Here is a 22,837-nt window from a genome sequence, read left to right as displayed (position 1 = left end):
AAAACAATTACTATGGAAACATCAAACCGATCAGAAAAAAGAACAAAGATCATCTATTGGATCTTTACCCTTTGGATGGCATTAGGCATGGTCTCTACAGCCATTGTTCAGCTTATGAAAAATAAAGATGAGCTTGCCAATTTTACCAACCTTGGTTATCCTGCTTATCTTATGACCATCATTGGAGTCTGGAAACTTTTGGGCGTTATTGCCATCCTTATCCCAAAAGGTTTATTATTAAAAGAATGGGCCTACGCAGGATTTTTCTTCGTAATGTCTGGAGCTGTAATCTCACATCTCATTGTTGGAGATACTGCCGGAAGAACCTTTCCTGCGGTCTTATTATTGGTTTTGGTAGTCATTTCATGGTATTTCAGACCTTCCAATAGAAAAATCACTATTATTAACTCATAATTTTTGATAGTAAAGTTGTTTAAAAGTAATTTTATCGGAGATAAAATCTTTGCGCCTTAAAAATATTCTCAGCCTCTAAGACCTCTTGCGTCTTTGCGATGTAAACAACAGAAACCAACTCATTCAAAAGAACAAACAGTAAAACAAAATTTAATTAGTTTTAGTTATCATTTCATGGTATCTCAGACCTTCCAATAGAAAAATCACTATTATTAACTCATAATTTTTGATAATAAAGTTGTTTAAAAGTAATTTTATCGGAGATAAAATCTTTGCGCCTTAAAAATATCCTCAGCCTCTAAGACCTCTTGCGCCATTGCGATGTAAACAACAGAAACCAACTCATTCAAAAGAATAAACAGTAAAACAAAATTTAATTAGTTTTAGTTATCATTTCATGGTATCTCACACCTTCCAATAGAAAAATCACTATTATTAACTCATAATTTTTGATAATAAAGTTGTTTAAAAGTAATTTTATCGGAGATAAAATCTTTGCGCCTTAAAAATATCCTCAGCCTCTAAGACCTCTTGCGCCTTTGTGATGTAAACAACAGAAACCAACTCATTCAAAAAGAATAAACAGTAAAACAAAATTTAATTAGTTTTAGTTATCATTTCATGGTATCTCAGACCGTCCAATAGAAAAATCACTTTTATTAACTCATAATTTTTGATAATAAAGTTGTTTAAAAGTAATTTTATCGGAGATAAAATCTTTGCGCCTTAAAAATATCCTCAGCCTCTAAGACCTCTTGCGCCTTTGCGATGTAAACAACAGAAACCAACTCATTCAAAAAGAATAAACAGTAAAATAAAATTTAATATGAAAAAAAAATCCTTAACACCCGAACAAAGCGAAACCCTTTTAAAAGTATTACAAACGCGCTTTGAAAAAAATATGAACCGCCACAAAGGCATGCAATGGGAGAAAATCCAAACCAAACTGGAATCCAACCCCGAAAAACTATGGTCTTTAAACGAAATGGAAGAAACAGAAGGCGAACCTGATGTGGTAGATTATAACCAAAAAACAGATGAATACCTCTTCTTCGACTGCTCTCCGGAAAGCCCAAAACGCAGAAGTCTTTGCTACGACTACGCTGCCTGGGAATCAAGAAAAGCCAACAAACCGGAAAGCAACGCCATTGATAAAGCTTCAGAAATGGGTATTGAAATTCTAACGGAAGAACAATACCGCCACCTTCAGGAGTTGGGTAAGTTTGATCAAAAAACGTCTAGCTGGGTACAAACTCCTGCTTCAATCCGGGAACTCGGAGGAGCTGTTTTCTGCGACAGACGTTACAATACGGTTTTCTATTATCATAACGGTGCAGATTCTTATTATGCAGCGAGAGGGTTTAGAGGGAGTTTGAGGGTTTGAGAGTGTTAAAAAATATTTGTTTTTTTCAAAGCTTTTCTCTTAAAATAACTTAAGTGTTCAAAACTTTTGTGACTTTTTTGGTTAAACAATAATTTTTATCCATTAAGATATTACTTAATCCTTAAAAAAAGGTTATTAATTTCGCAGCCAGGGAGCTTCCACACTCCAGAATATAATATTAACCCCAAGAAAATTCTGTGCATAATTCACAAATTCTTCTTTTGTAAAGGGCTTTTTTGTTTTCGGATTTATATAAGTTAAAGTGGGCTCCTGGACTGCCATAGCCACCAGTGGTAATTTTCCTTTATATTGATTAAAAAACGGATAAGAGTTTTTCATCTGAGCCTTTTTATCAGGAACAATGTCCGGCCCGCCTAACCCTATCTTATTTTTATCGGCAAAATCAAATAATCTTGACATATACTGATGATCATTTTCCCATTCACACGGAAAAAAATTGACATATTGTAAGACATAAGATTCTTTGAATGCTTGCCTTGCAAATTTTAAATTATCCAACTCAGCCTGAAAATATTTATCACAGCTAAAGCCGGTTTTATCTTTTTTCATTTCAATATCTATTGAGGTTTCAGGAAGATTAATTCCCTGAATTCTCCCATCAAACCTTTTCCCCAGCTCTCCTATCAGCTTTTGATATCTTTCTCTCACTGCAGGATTCCATTGCTGGGTTACCCAGCCACTTCCAAGAGGTTTATTCTCTCCCGGATTATCATATTGAGCCACCAGCCCACCGGTATACTCCTTCTCCTTCAAAATATAATCAGGAACATATCTTGCCTGAGGCTCAAAAAATCTGTCCTGGAGCTGGATAAACAATTTTTTATCTAAAGAAGTCAGATACTTTAAATCTTTTTCAATACCTGAAAAGTCATAAACATCTTTTGAAGTTTCCAAAGCTCTCCAGTTGTAGACAATCTGTACTCCGCCAATATCTTTTCGTACAATCATTTTTTCTATACGCTGCAGATCTCCCGATGAAGTATAAATATAGTTTTGAGGCATCTGACCCATCAAAAAGTTTACTCCTAAAAATAATAATCCTAATCCCAGCTTTCTGACAGTTTGTTTCATAATATGAATTTAAAAATAAAATAATATGAATCATTTTCCGTGCCCAAGTGAATGATATTTTTAAACTTTTATAAAATATCCATTAATATATAAATAGTATCACTAATTTAGCGTTTCAAAATTTGATTTTAAATAACTAAGGATATGAAGAAATTAATTTTAATAGTTGCTGTTTCAGCAGCAATGATCAATTGTAATAAAAAAACTGAAGCTCCTGCTCCTAAAGTAAATACTGATACTATTGCCGTAGAAGAACCTGTAGTAGATACTTTAGGTCCAAAATCATTCTGCTATGTAGGAGTTGTGGGAAAAGACAGTGTCTTCGCTTCTATTGATGATAATCTGGGAACTATTACCGGGAAATTATCTTATAAAAACAGTGAAAAAGACAGCTCAAAAGGAGATGTAACTGGCTTTAAATCAGGAGATACTTTAAAACTGACTTATGAGTTTACTTCTGAAGGGAAGAAAAGCAAAAGAGATATTTATTTCTTACAGAAAGACAATGTTTTAACAGAAGGTATTGGTGATCATAAAGAAGAAGACGGACAGTCTAAATATGCCAACGAAAAGAAAATAAGCTATAAAGACAGCCCAACATTGAATGCTGCTGATTGTAAAGTGGTAAACAAAGCTGTAAAATAAATCAACAAATACAATTAACATCAAATAAAATGCTGTTCCCAGATTTGAGAACAGCATTTTATTTTTATAAAGTTTCAGAATGAAAAGCATAAATATCTGCGAAATATGTGTAATCTGCGAGAACCATATATTATTATCCATATCCACCCTGAGTTACCTCAAGGACTAAGCTTCTTTTTCCCAATAATTGTTTACAATATTTTTCATAATACCCACATATGATTTCACATGTGGAAGTTGGGTGAAAACCTGAAACTGATCATGCGTAGTATGAAAATTCATATAAAACAACCAAAATCCAATCGAAAGATAAGGTATAGAAGCAAGTTCCTGAGAACTCACAAAACGGTATTCACGATATCCATCCAGAAAAACATGATAAGCTCTCTGAAATTCTTCATTGGTCATTCTTCCTGCAGATACATCTAATACAAAATGGATCCAAAAAGTCATGATATCATTCACCAGCCAGCCATAGCCCATAAAATCAAAATCGAATAAAGTAACGGTATCATGATCAAAGTGGAAATTCTTAGGCAGAAAATCAAAATGACAATACCCTTTTGAAAACGTTGAAGTATCAAATTTTGCCAGCTTACGTTCTATTTCAGCAGCAATATTTTGCAGCCATTCGTAATCTTCAGGGTTTTCTTTAAAAACAGGTTTTAATCTTTCCAAAGGTTTAAAAACAGTGGTTTGAAGATCAAAATTCCATCGTTCATATTCTACTTCAAAATGTGAGGAAACATTATGAAAGCGGGCCATTTCATTTCCTAAAGCACGAAACTGATTATCATTCGTTAATCTAACTACACGACCTTTAGCAAAGGAAAACATCACAGCATGCCTTTCTCCTTCTATCGCATTCAACTTTAAAATGGTCTGACCGGAAAGATCAGCTATCGGATAAGAAACAGATACCTGAGCATCTTTTAATGTCTGTAATAGTCTTACTTCTTCTTTAATATGATTTAAACTTCGATGAGAAGAACGGTAGATGCGAAGTATAAAACGCTCCTCTTCCGACTCTACCCGATAAGTATCTCCCACTCCTCTTACCAGAAGTTTACATTGAACATTTTTGAGTCCAAATTTTTCAGCAATAAGTTCTGATAATGCAATCGGACAAAGTGTGGAGTAAGTTGCGGGAAAAATAGATTTCATGGTATTTAATTACTTGTATGTATGATTCAGATCCAAAATGAGCTTACGTGTATTTTCAGGCTTCAAAAACTCCCATCTTCCAGCCTCCTTTCCTATAATTCTTCCCTAATAATTTCAATAAAATGGTTTACAGCATCATCACTTGTACTCCAGGAAGTAATCAGACGAATGGCAGAGTACTCTTCATCCACTTTTTTCCATACAAAGAAATCAAAACTTTCTGATAAAACCTGGATAAGATCATTACTTAGAATCGGGAAAATCTGATTGGTGTAGGTATCAGAAAGAAATTTAATCCCTTTTTCCTGCAAAGCATGCTTGATCTTCATTGCCTGTTGGTTGGCATGTTTCGCTAAATCAAAATAGAGATCATTTTTCATGAGTTCCAAGAACTGAATTCCCAGTAACCTTCCTTTTGCCAGTAACGCCCCTTTTTGCTTAATGTTAAATGCAAAATCCTCCTGAAGTGCAGGATTATTAATCACAATAGCCTCGCCTATCAACGCTCCGTTTTTGGTTCCTCCCAGATAGAAGATATCTGTAAGTTCCGCTACTTTTTCCAATGTAAGATCACTGATTTCAGCAGTTAGTCCATGTCCAAGCCTTGCACCATCCATAAACAGGTAAAGGCGGTTTTGCTTACAGAATTCAGAAAGTTCTTCCAGCTCTTTAGCCTGATAAATCGTTCCAAGTTCTGTAGAATTGGAGATATAAACCATTTTAGGCATCACCTGATGGGGTACATTTCTATGTCCTTCCAATACAGGAATAATATCTGATGGTCTCAACTTCCCATCTTCTGTTTCAATGCTTAAAATTTTGTGGCCTGTAGCTTCAATAGCTCCCGTTTCATTGTTCAGAATATGTCCCGTAGACGCAGAAATAGCGCATTGATAAGGTTTTAAAATAGAAGAAATGACAATTAAGTTCGCCTGTGTGCCTCCAGAAACCAGATAAACATCAGAATCTTTTTTATTAATTTTAGTCTTAATTAATTCCTTTGCTTTTAAAGAATATTCATCTTCTCCATACCCCGCTTGCTGATCAAGATTATATTGTAAAAGTGCCTGTAAAATGTTCGGGTGACATCCCTCAGAATAATCGTTTTTAAATGAAAATTTCATAGAGTAAAATTAAAAAAAGTTAAAATAACAAGAGTGATCTTTTAATATTATTTTGTTAGATTTGTAGTGAAAATCATCTAACATTTTGAAAACAACCCTAACAGAAGAAAATTACCTGAAAGCTTTGTTTCATTTAGTTGACAATGAAGGAAAGGTGACGATTAACGAACTGAGCAAATTTTTAAATGTAAAAATGCCGAGCGTTAACAATATGATGAAAAAGTTTGCAGAAAAGAAATGGGTCATTTACGAGACCTATAAACCATTGATTGTTACTGCCAGCGGAAAACGCGAAGCAGCATTAGTTGTTCGCAAACACAGACTTACTGAAATGTTCCTGGTGAAAAAAATGAATTTCGGCTGGGAAAACGTTCATGAAATTGCAGAACAGCTGGAGCACGTACATTCTCAAATCTTCTTTGATAAAATGGACGAAATTCTGGATTACCCTAAATTTGATCCCCACGGAGAACCGATTCCTGATAAAGATGGAAACATTATTGCCCAGGATCTTCAGAAATTAAGCTCCTGTGAAGAGGGAGAAACCGTTGTATTTGCGTCCGTTACCCTCTCAGATGATGCGTTTCTAACCTATTTAAATGACAGAAAACTTCTTCTTAATACCAAGGTAAAAGTTATTAAAATTGAAAGTTTTGATAAGTCAATGACTCTGGAAATTGATGGTCAAAAAGAAATTCTCAGTAAGAAAGCCACTGAAAAGATATTGGTAAAGAAATAAAAAAAACAGTGATCATCACTGTTTTTTTATTTATCTGTATATTATTTTAAACGTTCCTCTATAGGCTTTACCTTTTTGGGTTTTATACTCAGCAGAAAAACGGTTGAAATAATAAAAAAACTTCCAATCCAATCCACTGTAGAATAAGGAACATTAAGCCATAATACAGCTAAAATTGTTGCTGAAAGTGGTTCCATCGAAGCCAGAAGGCTTGTTTTCTGTCCACCAATAATCTGTACTGCTGATAAATAAGCATAAAAAGCAATCAATGTTCCAAATATTACGATGAATACAGTATATCCCAAAGCCTGAATGTCCCAACTCCCCTGAATATCCCATGGAGCCTTAACAAAGCTAAATACAATACCTCCGCATAGCATACCCCAGCCGATAACCAAAGAAGATTTATATTTTGACATCAGCTTTACCGGTTGTAAGGTATAAACAGCTAACGCAACTGCCGAAGCCAGCCCAAAAAATAAAGCAATTCCGGATATAGAAAGACTTGAAATATCTCCATGGGTTACCAATAAAACAGTGCCCAATACAGCCATAATAATGGCTATAATTTCCAATACTACAGGGAGCCTTTTATTCTTAAAAGCCAGATATACAGCAATAATCACAGGCCCTGCATATTGTAAAACGGTAGCGGTAGCAGCATTAGAGTGTTTTATAGCCGCAAAATAAGTATACTGAACAGCCAACATGCCGGTTATACTGAAAATAACAAGCTGTACAGCATCTTTTTTATCTTTCCAGATCTCAAAAAGATCCGCTTTTTCTCCAAATTTCGCAAAAATTAGAAGGAAAAAACCAGAGACAAGCAATCTTATTGTAATCATCCATTCAATATTAATTCCTCGCTGTTGAAAGAGGAATTGGGCAAACGTTCCAGAGACTCCCCAAAATAATGCTGCCATAACAGCCAAACAAAAACCTTTTACAATATTCATCAGTTCAAATAGTATTTACTATGCAAAAATGCATCAAATACTGCTTGATTTTTAACTAATTTTAAGGAATTATTTGCAATTTTGTTTCATCAAACTATTAATTTTGTGAAAAAATGAATGAACTGGATCACTTTGATATTTCAATTCTCAAAATATTACAAAAAAACAACCTTACTCCTCAACGGGATATTGGAGATTCTATAGGCTTATCGGCTGCAGCTGTCCAAAGACGTATTAAAAGAATGCGTGAAACGAAAGTAATTAAAGCAGATGTTTCTGTGATTGATACAGAAAAATTTAAGCATTCAGTGACCCTTATTGTAGAAGTCTTTTTGGAAAGAGATAAAATTCATTTGATTGATGAAGCTCAGGCGTTATTCATGTCTGCTCCTGAAGTACAGCAATGTTATTATGTAACCGGAGAATCAGATTTTGTTCTGATTATTGTAGCTCCATGTATGAAAGAGTACGAAGCTCTTACCCGTAGAATATTTTACAGCAATGAGAATATTAAACATTTCAGAACGTTAGTTGCTATGAACACTGGAAAATCCGGGCTTGATATTCCATTGGAGCTTCTATTATAATGCAAGTATACAGTAGCGAAAACCGTTAAAAAACGGTTAAATTCTTTATTAAAAATTCTTTGGTGCTTTTAAATTATTAGGTTTGCAAAATATTCCATTGAGATCTATCTTTCTCATAAGTACAAAAAAATTTAACTATTACCTTAAAAATTTATGAAAAAAAGCATTCAATTTTTTATTGTTTCGATGTTGTTGAGCCCTTTTGCAAGTGCACAGGTAAAAGATTTTGTAATCGAACCACCTATTCAAAAGAACTTACATATTTATAAAACATTTGGAGTATTCGGTGGTAAAGAATATTCTGCAAATTCAGTATATCTTGTGACTAAAAAAGGCGTTGTTTTATTTGATGTTCCATGGGAAAAAGTACAATATCAAAGTTTGATGGATACCATAAAAAAACGTCATAACTTACCTATTATTGCTGTATTTGCTACCCATTCACACGATGACCGTGCCGGAGATCTGAGTTTCTTTAATAACAAAGGAATTAAAACCTATGCCACCACTAAAACCAATGAATTCCTAAAAAAAGATGGAAAAGCCACTTCTAGTGAAATCACCAAGATCGGAAAACCTTATCATATTGGTGGCGAAGAATTTGTGGTAGATTTTCTTGGTGAAGGACATACGGCAGATAATGTTGTAGTATGGTTCCCAAAATACAATGTACTGGATGGTGGATGCCTTGTAAAAAGCAATTCAGCTACTGATTTAGGGTATATTAAAGAAGCCAATGTAGAAGAATGGCCAAAAACCATAAAGAAACTGCAAACCAAATATTCAAAAGCTACATTGATTCTTCCCGGACATGACGAATGGAAAGGCGGTGGACATGTAGAGCACACTTTGGAACTTTTGGAAAAGAAATAATATTTTTTCTCACAATCAATAAAAAAAAATCCCGAATGAAAATTCGGGATTTTATATTTTATAATGATCATATTAGTCTAGTACACTCCAACCTCTCTTCGGATTGGTATTTGTAGTGACTTCCTGTTCATTCACAATGATATTCTCTTTTCTCTGACCGATGTAATCCAGTTCGCTTAGTTTAGAGAAAATAGTTTCCAAACTTCTTAGCATTTGCTGGATGTAAAGCAAAGGTTCTCCACAATTATGGTGATCGTAGTTTGTTTCAGCTACAATAGACAATTGATTCAATAAAGTATGAGGAGCAATCTCACTCCACTCTAAGCTATAGTTCAGCATTTCCTCCAATTCTGCAGGAACAAGAAGTTGTGTAGAATTATATAGATGAAGGGCTAATCTAGCAAAAGACTCAATCAAAAAGATAGGAGGTTGGTATGGGGTAATATTTCTGAACTGGAAGTACATATCACCAAAAGTAGTCACCATCGTATTACAAACAAACTTCACATTCTGTGCTAAGGCTGTATTCTGATTTTTATGAGATGCTTTCTGAATGATTTTAAAAGCGTACTGCTGCAGATTTCCAATAGACTTCGCAAAGCTGCTGTAATAGTCTACCAAAGCCGGATGGCTCTGAACTGAGGTACAAGGTGGAATAAAATTAGAATCTACCTGAGCAATGTTAGCCTTTAAATCTACTTTTCCAATAATCAGATAATTTCCTCCTGAATAGCTGCTGTTCAAAGAAGTTACAGGTAATAGCTCAATATGGTGATTAGGTTGTGCACTTGGATGACGAGGCGGAATTTCTTCCGGATCAATATCTCCAAAAGGAACTTTATCGAAAGGATTTACAGAAATCAGAATATAATATTCTCCATCTGCCTGCTCTTCACTCATCGATTTTGCCAATGATTTAACACTGATTCTTCTGTCATTTAGCTCAATACGGTACCCTGCCATGGTAACGGCGCTACATCTTTTGATCACAAGCTGTACATCATTAGTAGCAGTATTGTGAACATCAAAAATAGTACGGTCTGTATATTCTGTAGAAATAGGCAAAAGCCCATAGTTATATGTAGTAATCCCAAGTGAATTGGAATCTCTGATGGTATCAATTAAGAAATTATCCTGATCATTAAGGTGTCTCTGGGAAACTTTCATCCCATCTACCCAATTGATAGCAAAATGTTTAATAGGCTGTATCATGTTTAATACTTTTTAATTTTTTGTGTTATGATTTTCTTGCGACTCCCTCCTCTTCATGTTGAATGACTCTCTTACAAATCACCACTTCATTTTCAGAAATGCTGTTTGCAGTAATGTCCTGGTCGAAATCTATATATTTTCTAAAGCTGAAAAACGATTTTTTAGTATAGAAGATCCAATAATAAGGTTCTCTTACTTCATCCGAAAGATGAATGATAGATCCTGGATTTTTGTGGTTGTAATCATCCACCACTCTGTAAAACCAATCTCCAAAAGTGATTCCTGTAGGAAGCGTTTTTGCTTTAATTCTGAATCGGTTTGAATCTTCAAGTTTTTTGCTTAATTCAACATTCAAAACCATCAGACGGTCAAAATCTGCACCTTCAAAATCAGGAAGCTTTTGCTCAGGAGAATATCTCCATGTTTTATAAATATCAAAAGGAATACTGATAAACTGAATATAGCAATAGTAAAATACCATAGGAACTACAAAGATCAGCATACTTGTAGCAGCCATCACAGCATATCCTGTATCTTTACTCATCCAATTGAATAACAGGGTAAACAAATATCCACCCAGTGCAATACATGTCAATGAAAGTATAGATTCAAACAAAATACTCATTGCCAGGGAATCGATATGTTTTTTGAAATATTTGTGTAATAAATTAACGTGAATAATCCCAAAAATAAGATAAATAACCTGTGCAATAAGGTACCAATACGGATTAAAAAGATTTCCGGCAAAACCAAAAAAACCTGGAAGAGCCAGGCATAAACTGCACAGAAGAACGTATACAATAATTACTTTAATTTTGATTGCAGGTTTGTTTCTCCTGATAATTCCCAGGATAAACATCATGATTATTGCAATTAAAGGCATTAAAATATACCTTAAAAAAATACCTTTTACTGAAGAAATTTCCATTTGTTTCTTTTCGAATTTATACTTTGTTGGTAGTTGTAAATATAATAAAATAATTTAGAGGAAGGTAGAGTATCCAAGGCGGCTGGCATTTCTTTCATCATCCTCAAGACTGAACGAGTATTCCAGTTTTTCTGTAACAAAATTCTCCTCTATATCTACTGTTATAGGAAGAAAATAATCATACAATGTTTGAAGTACTTTTCTGAACGGGCTTCCCGGGATATACTTTTTCATTTCCTCATAAGGAATCGGGCCGATATTCACCACCCAGTTACGCTGTCCATCCATATGTCTTCCACTTGGAATATAGGTAACCCCCAATCTGGAATTTCCCAGTAGCATAGAATCATCATTCTTTTCAATTCCATCAATAACATTGGGAGAAAAGGTTACGTTAACCGGGACCTGCAGAAAAGCAGTCATACATCTTTCAAACCATCTCTTATCACCACGGATTTGATGGAAAAAAGGCAAAATATGCATAAATATGTAGGCACTTTGCTTATCCAGCATATCGATAAGCGGCCAAAGTTCACTTACGGTATCCAATAAAGCATCCGTATTGCTTGTAATATCAAATTCAGACTCTTTTAAAAGAGCACTGATCTCTGTGAAAAAGACTTCCAGCTCAAAAGGACGGAAAAACTTTCGCGCATCATCCTCTACTCTTTTTTGTTTTCTGATTTCTCTTACAACAGTATCTACATTTTTTCTGGAAGCTCCGAGAGAAGGTGGGTGAAATAACCCTTCCGGAAGGTAATCATAAATTCCCTCCCTATAACTTTCTATCGTGAATACTTCCTCATCAAAACCTAAATAACTGCTCGAAATGCTTTTAATATCCTTTAGATAAGCACGATCGTTCACCCCGACTCTCTCAATAAATATATTGCTTACCGCCCGGTGATATTTCAAAAGATTAACAGCTACAGCTTCCGCTTTAAAATCTGTCTGCAGCTTATTGTAATTCATGTCTACAATATTATTCTCATACATAGTGTTTCCTGTGATTATGACTTGTAAAGATAATATATCTCGTAAGTTTGAAAAAATATTTTACCAATAATTTTATTTTAAAAATACTAATTTATTGACATTAAAAGGAATAATTTTCAGTAAATTCCGTAAAAATACGGTAATTAGCGAGTTTCTTCAAGCTTTACATTTTAAAGTTTAATATTAATTATCAACAAGTTATCATTTTTAAATTCAAGGTTTGAGGTACTTAGCAAATTGCATCTCTTCCAAAATATAAAGCAAATTTTAAGCTCACTTATATTCTATTAGTATCCTTATTATATATGTAAGTTCAGTATAAACTTCAATATCTCCTATCTCGCATCTCGTCCCCCGCACCCTCGAATCTCGCCTCCTCCCTTTACCATCAATCATCCCCCAAACCTAGCACAATCCTTTATTTTATTCAGATTAAATTTTATTAACATCGTCCTTATAGAATAAATTCAGGATAATGTATGTTCATTCGGAAAGGGGACGTATCTTTGCAGACTGAAAATTGTTATTTAAAATGAAAAGTATTTATTCTAAAATTCTGATTTTAGCATTCATTTCCTCTTCACTTTACTCTTATGCATGGGGATTGACGGGGCACAGAGTTATTGCAGACATTGCAGAAAATCACCTTTCCAGAAAGGCGAAAAGAGAAATCAAAAAAATAATGGGCAAGGAACGTCTTGCATATTGGGCAAACTGGCCGGATTTCATTAAATCTGATACTACCGGAGTTTGGAAACAGGCTTCATCATGGCATTATGTAAATATTGATCCTCAAACTGATCTTAAAGCTTTTGATCAAAACTTAAAAATGCAGGCAGGGCCAAGTCTTTACACTCAGGTAAATACCCTTTCCAGCCAGATTAAGGATGAAAAAACATCAGCAAAAGACAGAAAAATTGCTTTGATCTTCCTTATTCATATTATGGGAGATCTTGCTCAGCCATTACACGTAGGAAGAGCTGATGATTTGGGAGGAAACAAAATCAATGTTACTTATTTTGGAGAAAAAACCAATTTACACTCTGTTTGGGATGGAAAATTAGTAGATTCTCAAAAGTATAGCTACACAGAATACTCTAAGCTTTTGGATATTAAGTCTAAAGAAGAAGTTGCTCAAATTCAATCCGGAACTGTAGAAGACTGGTTGTATGATTCTCATAAAATTGCCAACAAAATCTATGCACAGACTCCCGATGGTTCAAAATTATCTTACGACTACCAATATAAATTCAATGATACAGTTGAAAGACAATTGTTATACGGAGGATTAAGACTAGCTAAAGTACTGAATGAGCTATTCTAATTAAAAAAATCTTATAGATAATACATAAAACGGAGCTTTGGTTCCGTTTTTTTTTGTTTCCAGATAGGAAATTGGTGAAGAGATGCAGATGCTTGCTGCTAGGTAAATGTCCTGTCAAAAATCTTTTGAACTTTCACCAATTCTCCTCTCGAAGGGAAAAAGGTAAGTTGTTATCTATAAAACTATATTTAAGGTATTATTTTTGCTTTCTATACCATAGATATCTAACTTATATTTTTCTTTTTTAGCTTTTAAATCTATGATATAACTGTCTCTACCCCCTTTTTGAGTAAGAAATTTAATAAAAAAGTAAAACATGTGTAACCTTTTTATATTTCCATACGTATAATATATAGTAACTCTTTTTTGAGGATAAAATAAATGAGACAATTAAAAATCACTAAGCAGGTTACCAACAGGGAAACTGCTTCATTAGACAAGTATTTGCAGGAAATTGGTAAAGTGGAACTGATTACTGCGGACGAAGAAGTAGAATTGGCACAAAGAATACGTGCTGGCGATAGAGCCGCATTGGAGAAATTAATTAAAGCCAACCTTCGTTTCGTAGTTTCTGTATCTAAGCAATACCAAAACCAAGGTCTTTCCTTACCCGATCTAATTAACGAGGGTAACTTAGGATTAATGAAGGCGGCAAAAAGGTACGATGAAACTAGAGGTTTCAAATTTATCTCTTATGCAGTATGGTGGATCCGTCAATCAATTTTACAGGCGCTAGCTGAGCAATCAAGAATTGTAAGACTTCCGTTGAACAAAATTGGTTCCATCAATAAAATTAATAAAGCATACGCTCACCTAGAGCAGGAAAATGAAAGACCACCTTCTCCGGAAGAATTGGCTGAAGTTCTTGATATGAGCGAGGAAGATATTAAAGAATCTATGAAAAACTCCGGTAGACACCTGTCTATGGATGCACCTTTAGTAGAAGGTGAAGATTCTAATCTTTATGATGTATTGCGTTCAGGAGAATCTCCAAGCCCTGATAAAGACTTAATGCTTGAATCTCTTCAAATTGAAATTGAGAGAGCATTGAATACTTTAACTCCAAGAGAGGCTGACTTGGTAAGATTATACTTCGGACTGAACGGAAAACACCCAATGACTTTAGAGGAAATTGGTGAGACTTTCGATCTTACAAGAGAGAGAGTTCGTCAGATCAAAGAAAAAGCAATTAAGAGACTAAAACATAATACCAGAAGTAAGATCCTTAAATCTTATTTAGGTAAATAATTTTAGCACAAACAATTTTATAGGCGGAGTCTGTTTTCAGGCTCCGTTTTTTTATTTTTGTATCTATGGATCAGGATTTTTCTTCTTTTTTTGCTGTAGCAGTTTTATCTTTTATTCTTATCAGTGTAGGTATTGCTTTGTATTTGAAACAGAAGCGAAATCTTTTCTTCCGTTATATGAAAAAAAGAAAACATCAATTGATAAAAAATATTGCCATCAGCTTTGCCAATCTCACCTCCATTGATCCCACCCTTACCTACAGAACAGCCGACATTATTTTTTTGGAGGATGAAATTTTTATCATTCCTTTCATCAGACCAATTCTACACTTGAACAGCAATCCCGAGATTATACTTCCGGGTACTCAAAAACTAAAAATATTATCCCGGTTACAGTCTGATAATCTCATAGAAATGAATGTAAGTGACAATGCAGGAAGCCTGACCATTATTCTAGATTTAAAGAATAAAAACATTGAAATCCCATCCGTTAATAAGCATTTGTAACAATTTCTACAAGATCTTCAACTAATACTATAAAACCAACAAAATATAATCACAATGAAAAAAATACTTTTCGCCTCAACAGTGATTTTATCTGTACTTTCCTGTAGAGAAAACAAGCCACAAAATAAACCCATCATTGAAAATGCTGTAGATAACGCTGAATCTTCTATTTCAAAGGTTGATAAATATTCTCGTGGCGGGAATTTAGTGGTTAACATTTATGATGAGCTTCTAAAAAAGGATAAAACGCTACAAGATCTTGACGAAAGAATATTAGATATTTACTCTAAAACAGATAAGGTGATTAATGAATATAGCGATATCATCTATAAATCAGAGAACTATTATAATGATGCAACTGCATTAGCCAAGTCGGTCACCGATTCTATTGCTAAAAAACAGATTGAAAATGAAATTAAAGCCAGTTCTGAGAAATACAATACAAAAACTCAAATCATCAGGGATCTGGTCAGCAAAATAAAGGCAAATAATATTATTCTTCATGACCAATATGTTTTATTTAAAATAAGAAAAACACTTCCTGAGATTGAAAAATATCAAAATGCCCATCCTTTAAAAACAGATAACCTTGATCAGTTTGTCAATAAACAAAACAAATTACTGGAAGAACTAAAAAAATTAAAATAACAACATCTCATGAATTATACAACACAATGGCTTAAAGATAAAACGCGTGTGAAAGAATTGGTAGACTTTTTTATTACTCATAAAACAGATTCCTATATTTCCCATGGCGAAATGATGTCCGGTAGAGCTGTAGACTCTCATCATTGGAATCCTGACCTGGATATTATTTTAACAGAACAGCTGCTTACTGATTTCAACTCTGACGGAAGCTCTAAGCTGAATATTTTAGTTGCAGAAAATGAAAATGAAGAAATTGTAGGAATGTTGGTTTTCAATGTGATCAACAGTCCTTTTAAAAAGTATGCCATTCTGGAAGATATGCTTTTGGATCAGTCTGTAAGAGGACAATCACTTGGAAGTAAACTTTTGGAAAAAGCGATAGAAGAGTCTAAAAATTGGCATGTCAGTTTTATTTTGCTGGAAAGCGGCGTGAATAATCATGGAGCTCATCAGTTTTTTAATAGATATGGTTTTAAAAAAGTCTCGGAGAGCTATATTCTGACTTTATAAGTTGGAGAATCGTAAAGGCTCAAAAATATAAACTATGAAAAGATTTTAAGGCGCTAAGATTTTACTAATAATACCTACTTATTCACGAATAATAACAATTTATGTCCCTATTTGGTCTAAAATATTTTCGCCACATAATGATATATAGTTTATGTATATTTAAAATCATTGAATTGGATATATAATTATAACCATCACAATTTCAGATAAAAAGAATCATAGGTAAGCATTTTCTATGGAAATAAATGATTAAATTAACCCATATCAAAATCAAAAAACTATGAAAAAAATCTTTTATGTACTCCTTCTGATGATTGGACTTCAAGGACTTTATGCACAGGAGGCTCAATTACTGGATAGGAAACTATTTTTTGGGAATCCTGAGATTTCCGGTGGCCAGCTAAGTCCGGATGGGAAATGGATCTCATTTTTGAAAGAATATGGTGGCATTATGAATATTTGGGTAAAAAAATCCGATGAACCCTTTGAAAAAGCACGACCATTAACTGACAGTAAACGACCGCTAAATGGATATTTCTGGTCGGAAGACGGGAAATATATTCTGTATGTAAAGGATAAAAACGGAGATGAGAATATCAATATTTTCGCAGTAGATCCAATGGCTAAAGCAACCAATGGCGTTCCTGAATTCAGAAATCTAACTCCACTTAGCGAAGTAGCAGCTCAAATCTATATGGTGAGCAAAAAAGATCCTGATCTGATGATGATAGGACTCAATAACCGTGATAAGGCATGGCATGATTTATACTCCTTAAAAATTTCTACCGGTGAACTGAAAAAGGTATTTGAAAATAAAGACCGTATTACAGGATATGATTTCGACTGGGATGAAAAGCTTAGAATTTTAAACAGAACTGATGATAAAGGAACAACTCAGTTTCTGTATAAAGATGGTGATAAACTGACTCCCATCTATGAAACTTTAGTTACTGAACAAGCTTATATCCCCAACTGGAACGAAGATAACTCAAAGTTCTATCTGGTAACCAATAAAGGAGATCTGGATCAATCTGCATTATTCCTTATGGATCCCAAAAACCAACAGATCACAAAAATAGAAAGTGACCCTAAAGGAAAAGTAGATTTCGGGGGCTTATCTGCAGACAGAAATACAAGAAAAATTATTTTCACCTCTTACACTGGTGATAAGACTGAATACTACTGGAAAGATAAGAATTGGGAAGCTAACTATCAATTCCTACAGAGTAAATTCCCGGGTAAAGAAGTTAATTTTTCAAGTTCTACAAAAGATTATTCTAAATTTTTAATTTCTGTTTGGAGTGATCAATATGTTTCTGAAGCTTATTTTTTCGATGCCAAAACAAAAGAATTAATTTTCCAGTATACCCCAAGGCCGGAACTTAAAAAAGTTGAAAAATATCTTGCTGCTATGACTCCAATCAGATACAAAAGCAGTGACGGACTTGAAATTCCAGCTTATTTGACTTTGCCAGCAGGATCTTCGGGTAAAAATGTACCTGTAGTAGTTCTCGTTCATGGAGGGCCAAAAGGACCGAGAGACTATTGGGGATATAATTCAATCGTACAGTTTCTGGCGAACAGAGGATATGCCGTACTTCAGCCCAACTTCAGAGCAAGCGGCGGGTATGGTAAAAAGTTCCAGAATGCTGGTGATCTGCAATGGGGAAAACTGATGCAGGATGATATTACCTGGGGGGTAAAGCACCTTATTGATAAAGGGATTGCTGATAAAAACAAAGTAGTTATTATGGGCGGAAGCTATGGTGGATATGCTACTCTGGCCGGATTAGCATTCACTCCGGATGTATATGCTGCAGGAGTGGATATTGTAGGGCCGAGCAACCTTTTCACCCTATTGGATTCTGTACCTGCTTATTGGGAATCTGCCCGCGCCTCTCTTTATGGGATGATAGGTGATCCTAATACTGAAGCTGGTAAAAAACTAATGCGTGAAGCCAGCCCGCTATTCAGTGTCAATAAAATCAATAAACCTTTACTGATTATTCAGGGAGCAAATGATCCGAGAGTAAAACAGGCTGAGGCAGACCAGATTGTGATCGCTCTTCGTGATAAAGGTAAAAAAGTAAATTATATTCTGGCGGATGATGAAGGACATGGTTTCAGAAAACCGGTAAACAGCATGGCGATGTATGCTGAAACAGAAAAATTTCTTTCTGAAGTTATTGGTGGAAAATACCAGAAAGATATGCCTGAAAATGTAGCAAAACGTTTGAAAGAAATGACGGTTGATATTACAAAAGTGACCTACACTCCGACGGTGAAAAATCAGGAAGCAAAACCTAAAAAATAAACAGTAAGGTAATAAACAAAGCCATCTCTTCATTGAGATGGCTTTTTGTTTTATAGTATTATTTTGAAACAATCAAATCTGTTTATGTATGATCATAAAATCTACGAGAGATAATAATCTATAGAAAAGACCGCCTCAATGAGACGGTCTTTTTTTAATAGGTTAAGGTAATACCAGCTCCCCAGCCCATTTCATTATCATAATTTCCGGAAATAGACAGATATTTCTGAACGATATATCTTATTCCTGTTGAAAACTCACCATCAGAATTTACACTAAAGTTTCCTCTCAGTCTTCTTGAAAGTGGGATATCTTCCCTGCTCAGTTCCAACAATACTTTTCCGTTATGGTCTACACTGGCATCGGCAGTAATCAGCATTGGCAGGACATATTGCATTCCGACTATAAAAGCATACTTATTTTTTGACGCTTTCTGCTGTCCAAACCAGGTTTTTTTACCATGAAAATCCATTCCCATATCTTCTGCCATTTGACGTTCCATGATCTCATGATTCTTTTGCACTCTCACTCCTGCATAAGGTAAAGCCCATTGGAATTTTCCTAGAAATCTTCCCACTTTTGCACTTCCTTCAAAATGATCAAAGTTCCAGTTTGTATGAAACTCATTCAGATTCGCCCATCTTGGCCCAAACATCGTCATGGTTTCTGCATGAATTTTGTTGCTTGCTACATCCAGCATTGCCATAGAGCTTATCATTTTATTGTCTTTCAAAAAGTTTTTCCATGCTAACTTTCTATTAGGAAGCTGCGGATTCGGTTTTGAATTTTCGTAGCTGAAGATTCTTCCCATTCCAGCCATCATGTGGTATAAAATATGACAGTGGAAGAACCAGTCACCATCCTGATTGGCTGCAAATTCAAGAGTTACAGTTTCCATCGGCATAATGTCTACTACGTTTTTCAATGGTGAATACTCTCCTTTTGAATTAATCAGTCTGAAATCATGTCCGTGAAGGTGCATTGGATGACGCATCATAGAATTGTTATACAATTTGATTCTCAGGATTTCTCCTTTTTTAATCATAATTTTATCTGTTTCCGTCACTGTTTTGTTATCTAACGTCCACAGATAATGGTTCATATTTCCTTCAAGGGTAAACTTCATTTCACGAATGCTGTCTGTAGGAAGAATTGTCTTTTCAGGTGATTTTAAAATATTGTAAGATAACCTTTTAATAGTTTTTTCTTCTGGCATGTTCATTCCGGCATGTTGAGAATGGTCTTCGCTTTTTTTCTCATCTTTTGTTTTTACCCCCATCATTTCATTGATATGCTTCGCAGTCGTTTTTCTCTGACTTTCTGGAATTTCCGGGTACATTACCTCATTCATATCCATCATCTGATTTCCCATTGTCATGGTCATGGGCTTCATATTTCCGCTCATTTCCATCATTCCGTTCATCATTTTCATTCCTTCAAAAAGCATTAATCTTGGGAGATTCGGAGCTTCTACCTTTTCACCGGAACCCAGCCATAATGAGGCATGTCCTATCCTATCTTCAGAAGTAGCGCGAAATTCAAAACTTTTATTTTCAGGAACGGTCACTTCAATATCATAAGTTTCCGAGACTCCGACAATCAATCGGTCTACTTCTACGGGAACTACATCATTTCCGTCATTTCCTACTACTTTTATCTTTCCGCCGCCATAATTTAACCAGAAATAAGTGGATGAACCTCCGTTGGCTACTCTTAATCTTACTTTATCACCTGCTTTCAAATTAGAATAATCAGAGCTTGGAACTCCATTGATTAGGAATTTATCGTAATACACATCACTTACATCCATTGCTTCCATTCTTTTCCATTCATTCAGAGCTTTTGTTCCAAAATTTCCGGATTTAATGGCTTCCCAGTAGCTCTGAACAGCATTTTTCTTTACAGCATACCAATCTGTATTGGCCATGTGAAGTCTTCGGGCAATCTGCATAGGATCATCATCACTCCAATCGCCTAATAATACTGGGATTTCTGCATTATATTCTGTTTTGGGTTCACCTTCTCGCTTTTTAAAGACCAAAATCCCGTTCATTCCGATCTGTTCCTGCAATGCTTCATGTGAATGATACCAATAGGTTCCGTTTTGAGAAATTTTAAATTTATATAAATGTGTTTCTCCGGGAGTTACAGGTTTTGTGGTGAGATAAGGAACTCCATCATGCTCATTAGGTAAAATCACCCCATGCCAGTGAAGTCCTGTATTCTCTTTAAGCATATTGTGCAGATAAATTTCTGCAGTATCTCCCTCTGTAAAATATAATGTAGGAGCCTGAAGCTTACCATTGATTGCAATGGCTCTCCTGTTTTTTCCTGTAAAATTGACAATGGTATCTTTTACATACAGATCATACCGAACCGTCTTTCCTCCAAAAGTAATTTTTCCATTCTCAGAATTTCTTTTTAGAATAGACTTTTCTTCTTTTGAATCTTCAACAACATGCTGATGATCTTCTTTTTCCACCAATTCCATCCCACATTTAGGACACTTTCCCGGCTTATCTGAAGTTACTTCAGGATGCATAGGACAAGTATAAGTGATTGAAGCCTTGGTTTTAGGACTTGATTGAGATATATTTGGGGATGCACTGATTGGTTTTAGAGCTGGTTTAGCCACCTGAGCCGGCTCTGCTTTCTTTACTGCATTTACTTTCTTGGCTTCTTCAGTCTTTTTTGGTTTTTTAACATCAACCTTCGTTTTATTTACTTTAATTTCTACCGGTTTTGTCTTTGCTTCTACTTTGGGTATCGTTTTTACAGCCGGCTTCGCCACAACTTTAGGCTGTATTACAACCGTTTTCTTTACCAATGTCATTTTACATTTTGGACAGTCTCCAGGTTTTGAAGAGACCACCTCAGGATGCATAGGACAGGTATAATAGGTTTTTGTTGTTTGTGCAAACGTAAAAACAGAAAACAAAAGCACCAGAAACATTAATAATTTTTTCATAATATTTCGAACTTTTTAGAAGTTGTAGAGCTTAAAGTTAAAAATCACTTAAACCCTACAACTAATTGTTTTAAAAACAAATACAATTATTATTTAATTTCTGACTTTACACTTCCACATGAAAGCATAGATTTTCCGTAGTAAGGATTCATGATCTGTTTTTCATCACTTAACCAACTCCCATCAGCCATTGGGCAATATTGTACATAGACCGGCTTTTCAGAAAGTTTGAACTCTTTTGTAAGAGCAATCATATTATCTGAAAGGTTGAAGAATGTTTCTCTTTGAGATGCAACTGTTCTTGCTTCAGAAATGGCAGAAGCATCTTTTCTGAGAATATTCAGATTTCCTTCAGAAACGAGCTTATAATCGATCGTAGAAGCTGTCTTGATGAATTCGGTAGCCGCTTTTGAAGTTTTGTCGGCATCATCTGAAGCTAAAGCTGATTTGATTGCGATATAATTCTGATACAGCTTTGAAACTTGAGCGTCTTTTTTAGACTGTGCTGAAAGTGAAATAATTGAAAATAAAGATAGGGCTGCTGTAATGATATACTTTTTCATTGTTTTAAATTTTAGAATTAATTTTTTAATAAAGAATAATGGTAATGCACAGGTAATGCGCCAAGACGTGTCGTCTCTAACGATGTTATCTTAACATCGAAACGACTGACTCATTCTAAATTCTAAAATTACAATGATTGATATAGATAGGTACCGGCTTGTATTCCGGAGGTGCATTGATCTGAATCTGAGTAAATTTGGTTGCCGAAAAAGATCTGTCTACAAAGACAAACTGATGTTTCAATGGGATTTCCGCAATCTGTCCTAAAAAATCAACATTAAGCAGATCTGATTTTTGAGAATCATCTACTTTTACAACTTTGATCTCCGTCTTGCAGCATCCTTTTTTATCTTTGACTCCACATTTACCACAAATATCATCAACTTTCTGACTTACAGAAACAAATTCCTTCATACAATAATGAACACTAAATGCTGCTCCGGAAGAGAATCCGAAGTAGAAAATAGAGAATAGTATGGCTAGAATCTTTTTCATTGATAAGACAAAGGTAAAAATATCTAAGAAACTGTTGTTATAAAATTCTGTAATCTTGTTATAAAATTCAGGCAAATAAAAAATCCCCTGAAAAGTAATTCAGAGGATTGTTGTTTTATATTCTTTCGCAGATAATGCAGATTAAG

The 22,837-nt window shown here is 34.7% G+C and carries 22 protein-coding genes; 12 read left to right on the top strand and 10 right to left on the bottom strand.

The features are described from left to right. The first annotated feature begins 12 nt into the window (after nt 1-12). Both GTR01_RS22215 and GTR01_RS22210 read left to right on the top strand, forming a co-directional pair. Nucleotides 13-414, top strand: coding sequence for a DoxX family protein (locus tag GTR01_RS22215; protein WP_160139908.1), 402 nt, complete (start codon nt 13-15; stop codon nt 412-414). Nucleotides 415-1,240: 826 nt separating this feature from the next. Then, complete coding sequence (locus GTR01_RS22210) at nt 1,241-1,798, top strand: DUF4256 domain-containing protein (protein ID WP_160139907.1); 558 nt, start codon at nt 1,241-1,243, stop codon at nt 1,796-1,798. A gap of 135 nt (nt 1,799-1,933) precedes the next feature. On the opposite strand, the gene GTR01_RS22205 is transcribed toward GTR01_RS22210, so the two are convergent. Continuing rightward, nucleotides 1,934-2,890, bottom strand: coding sequence for a hypothetical protein (locus tag GTR01_RS22205; RefSeq protein WP_160139906.1), 957 nt, complete (start codon nt 2,888-2,890; stop codon nt 1,934-1,936). A 144-nt stretch (nt 2,891-3,034) separates the two neighbouring features. Here GTR01_RS22205 and GTR01_RS22200 point away from each other — a divergent pair, with 144 nt between their 5' ends. Further along, nucleotides 3,035-3,535 carry a hypothetical protein gene (locus tag GTR01_RS22200; RefSeq protein ID WP_160139905.1) on the top strand — a complete coding sequence of 167 codons (501 nt, stop codon included), beginning with the start codon at nt 3,035-3,037 and terminating at the stop codon, nt 3,533-3,535. Nucleotides 3,536-3,700: 165 nt separating this feature from the next. Here the strand turns inward: GTR01_RS22200 and GTR01_RS22195 are convergent, their stop codons facing one another. Further along, complete coding sequence (locus GTR01_RS22195) at nt 3,701-4,699, bottom strand: phosphotransferase enzyme family protein (RefSeq protein WP_160139904.1); 999 nt, start codon at nt 4,697-4,699, stop codon at nt 3,701-3,703. A gap of 92 nt (nt 4,700-4,791) precedes the next feature. Next, on the bottom strand, nt 4,792-5,823 hold the full coding sequence (locus tag GTR01_RS22190; protein ID WP_160139903.1) for a threonine aldolase family protein: 1,032 nt from the start codon (nt 5,821-5,823) through the stop codon (nt 4,792-4,794). 85 nt (nt 5,824-5,908) lie between these two features. Between GTR01_RS22190 and GTR01_RS22185 the strand changes: the two genes are divergently transcribed. Next, nucleotides 5,909-6,562 carry a metal-dependent transcriptional regulator gene (locus tag GTR01_RS22185; RefSeq protein WP_160139902.1) on the top strand — a complete coding sequence of 218 codons (654 nt, stop codon included), beginning with the start codon at nt 5,909-5,911 and terminating at the stop codon, nt 6,560-6,562. Between the two features lie 41 nt (nt 6,563-6,603). Here GTR01_RS22185 and GTR01_RS22180 read toward each other — a convergent pair whose 3' ends face one another. Continuing rightward, nucleotides 6,604-7,518 carry a DMT family transporter gene (locus tag GTR01_RS22180; RefSeq protein ID WP_160139901.1) on the bottom strand — a complete coding sequence of 305 codons (915 nt, stop codon included), beginning with the start codon at nt 7,516-7,518 and terminating at the stop codon, nt 6,604-6,606. A gap of 113 nt (nt 7,519-7,631) precedes the next feature. On the opposite strand from GTR01_RS22180, the gene GTR01_RS22175 reads away from it, so the two are divergent. Beyond that, nucleotides 7,632-8,105 (top strand): Lrp/AsnC family transcriptional regulator, encoded by a 474-nt coding sequence (locus tag GTR01_RS22175; RefSeq protein WP_160139900.1) that lies wholly within the window; start codon nt 7,632-7,634, stop codon nt 8,103-8,105. Nucleotides 8,106-8,258: 153 nt separating this feature from the next. Then, nucleotides 8,259-8,978, top strand: a complete 720-nt coding sequence (gene blaIND, locus GTR01_RS22170) for an IND family subclass B1 metallo-beta-lactamase (protein WP_160139899.1) — start codon at nt 8,259-8,261, stop codon at nt 8,976-8,978. A gap of 72 nt (nt 8,979-9,050) precedes the next feature. Here the strand turns inward: blaIND and GTR01_RS22165 are convergent, their stop codons facing one another. Genes GTR01_RS22165 through GTR01_RS22155 form a run of 3 tightly spaced genes read right to left on the bottom strand, consistent with a single transcriptional unit; the run spans nt 9,051 to nt 12,090 of the window. Continuing rightward, nucleotides 9,051-10,190, bottom strand: a complete 1,140-nt coding sequence (locus tag GTR01_RS22165) for a hypothetical protein (RefSeq protein WP_160139898.1) — start codon at nt 10,188-10,190, stop codon at nt 9,051-9,053. A gap of 25 nt (nt 10,191-10,215) precedes the next feature. Further along, entirely contained in the window at nt 10,216-11,118 is a 903-nt protein-coding gene (locus GTR01_RS22160) for a TssN family type VI secretion system protein (RefSeq protein ID WP_160139897.1), read from the bottom strand. A gap of 54 nt (nt 11,119-11,172) precedes the next feature. Next, the gene (locus GTR01_RS22155) at nt 11,173-12,090 is read right to left on the bottom strand and encodes a type VI secretion system baseplate subunit TssG (RefSeq protein WP_228452319.1); all 918 of its coding nucleotides are present in this window, start codon (nt 12,088-12,090) and stop codon (nt 11,173-11,175) included. A gap of 556 nt (nt 12,091-12,646) precedes the next feature. Here GTR01_RS22155 and GTR01_RS22150 point away from each other — a divergent pair. From GTR01_RS22150 to GTR01_RS22125, 6 genes are all read left to right on the top strand, one after another. Then, the gene (locus tag GTR01_RS22150; protein ID WP_160139895.1) at nt 12,647-13,438 is read left to right on the top strand and encodes a S1/P1 nuclease; all 792 of its coding nucleotides are present in this window, start codon (nt 12,647-12,649) and stop codon (nt 13,436-13,438) included. Between the two features lie 381 nt (nt 13,439-13,819). Continuing rightward, nucleotides 13,820-14,686, top strand: a complete 867-nt coding sequence (locus GTR01_RS22145; protein ID WP_002979276.1) for an RNA polymerase sigma factor RpoD/SigA — start codon at nt 13,820-13,822, stop codon at nt 14,684-14,686. A gap of 176 nt (nt 14,687-14,862) precedes the next feature. Continuing rightward, a complete protein-coding gene (locus GTR01_RS22140; protein ID WP_160139894.1) occupies nt 14,863-15,192 on the top strand; it encodes a hypothetical protein in 330 nt (109 codons plus the stop codon). 54 nt (nt 15,193-15,246) lie between these two features. Beyond that, on the top strand, nt 15,247-15,840 hold the full coding sequence (locus tag GTR01_RS22135) for a hypothetical protein (protein ID WP_160139893.1): 594 nt from the start codon (nt 15,247-15,249) through the stop codon (nt 15,838-15,840). A 9-nt stretch (nt 15,841-15,849) separates the two neighbouring features. Next, a complete protein-coding gene (locus GTR01_RS22130) occupies nt 15,850-16,350 on the top strand; it encodes a GNAT family N-acetyltransferase (protein WP_160139892.1) in 501 nt (166 codons plus the stop codon). Between the two features lie 280 nt (nt 16,351-16,630). Then, nucleotides 16,631-18,664 (top strand): alpha/beta hydrolase family protein, encoded by a 2,034-nt coding sequence (locus tag GTR01_RS22125; RefSeq protein ID WP_160139891.1) that lies wholly within the window; start codon nt 16,631-16,633, stop codon nt 18,662-18,664. Between the two features lie 154 nt (nt 18,665-18,818). Here the strand turns inward: GTR01_RS22125 and GTR01_RS22120 are convergent, their stop codons facing one another. The 3 genes from GTR01_RS22120 to GTR01_RS22110 all read right to left on the bottom strand — a co-directional run bounded on the left by GTR01_RS22120 (nt 18,819) and on the right by GTR01_RS22110 (nt 22,691). Then, entirely contained in the window at nt 18,819-21,617 is a 2,799-nt protein-coding gene (locus tag GTR01_RS22120; protein ID WP_160139934.1) for a multicopper oxidase domain-containing protein, read from the bottom strand. 104 nt (nt 21,618-21,721) lie between these two features. Next, on the bottom strand, nt 21,722-22,195 hold the full coding sequence (locus GTR01_RS22115) for a DUF3347 domain-containing protein (protein ID WP_160139890.1): 474 nt from the start codon (nt 22,193-22,195) through the stop codon (nt 21,722-21,724). A gap of 115 nt (nt 22,196-22,310) precedes the next feature. Next, nucleotides 22,311-22,691, bottom strand: coding sequence for an HYC_CC_PP family protein (locus GTR01_RS22110; protein WP_228452317.1), 381 nt, complete (start codon nt 22,689-22,691; stop codon nt 22,311-22,313). Nucleotides 22,692-22,837 lie beyond the last annotated feature (146 nt).

The organism is Chryseobacterium sp. c4a, from assembly GCF_009900745.1.
In the GTDB taxonomy this organism is placed as follows: domain Bacteria; phylum Bacteroidota; class Bacteroidia; order Flavobacteriales; family Weeksellaceae; genus Chryseobacterium.
This window is presented reverse-complemented; position numbering and strand designations above follow the sequence as displayed.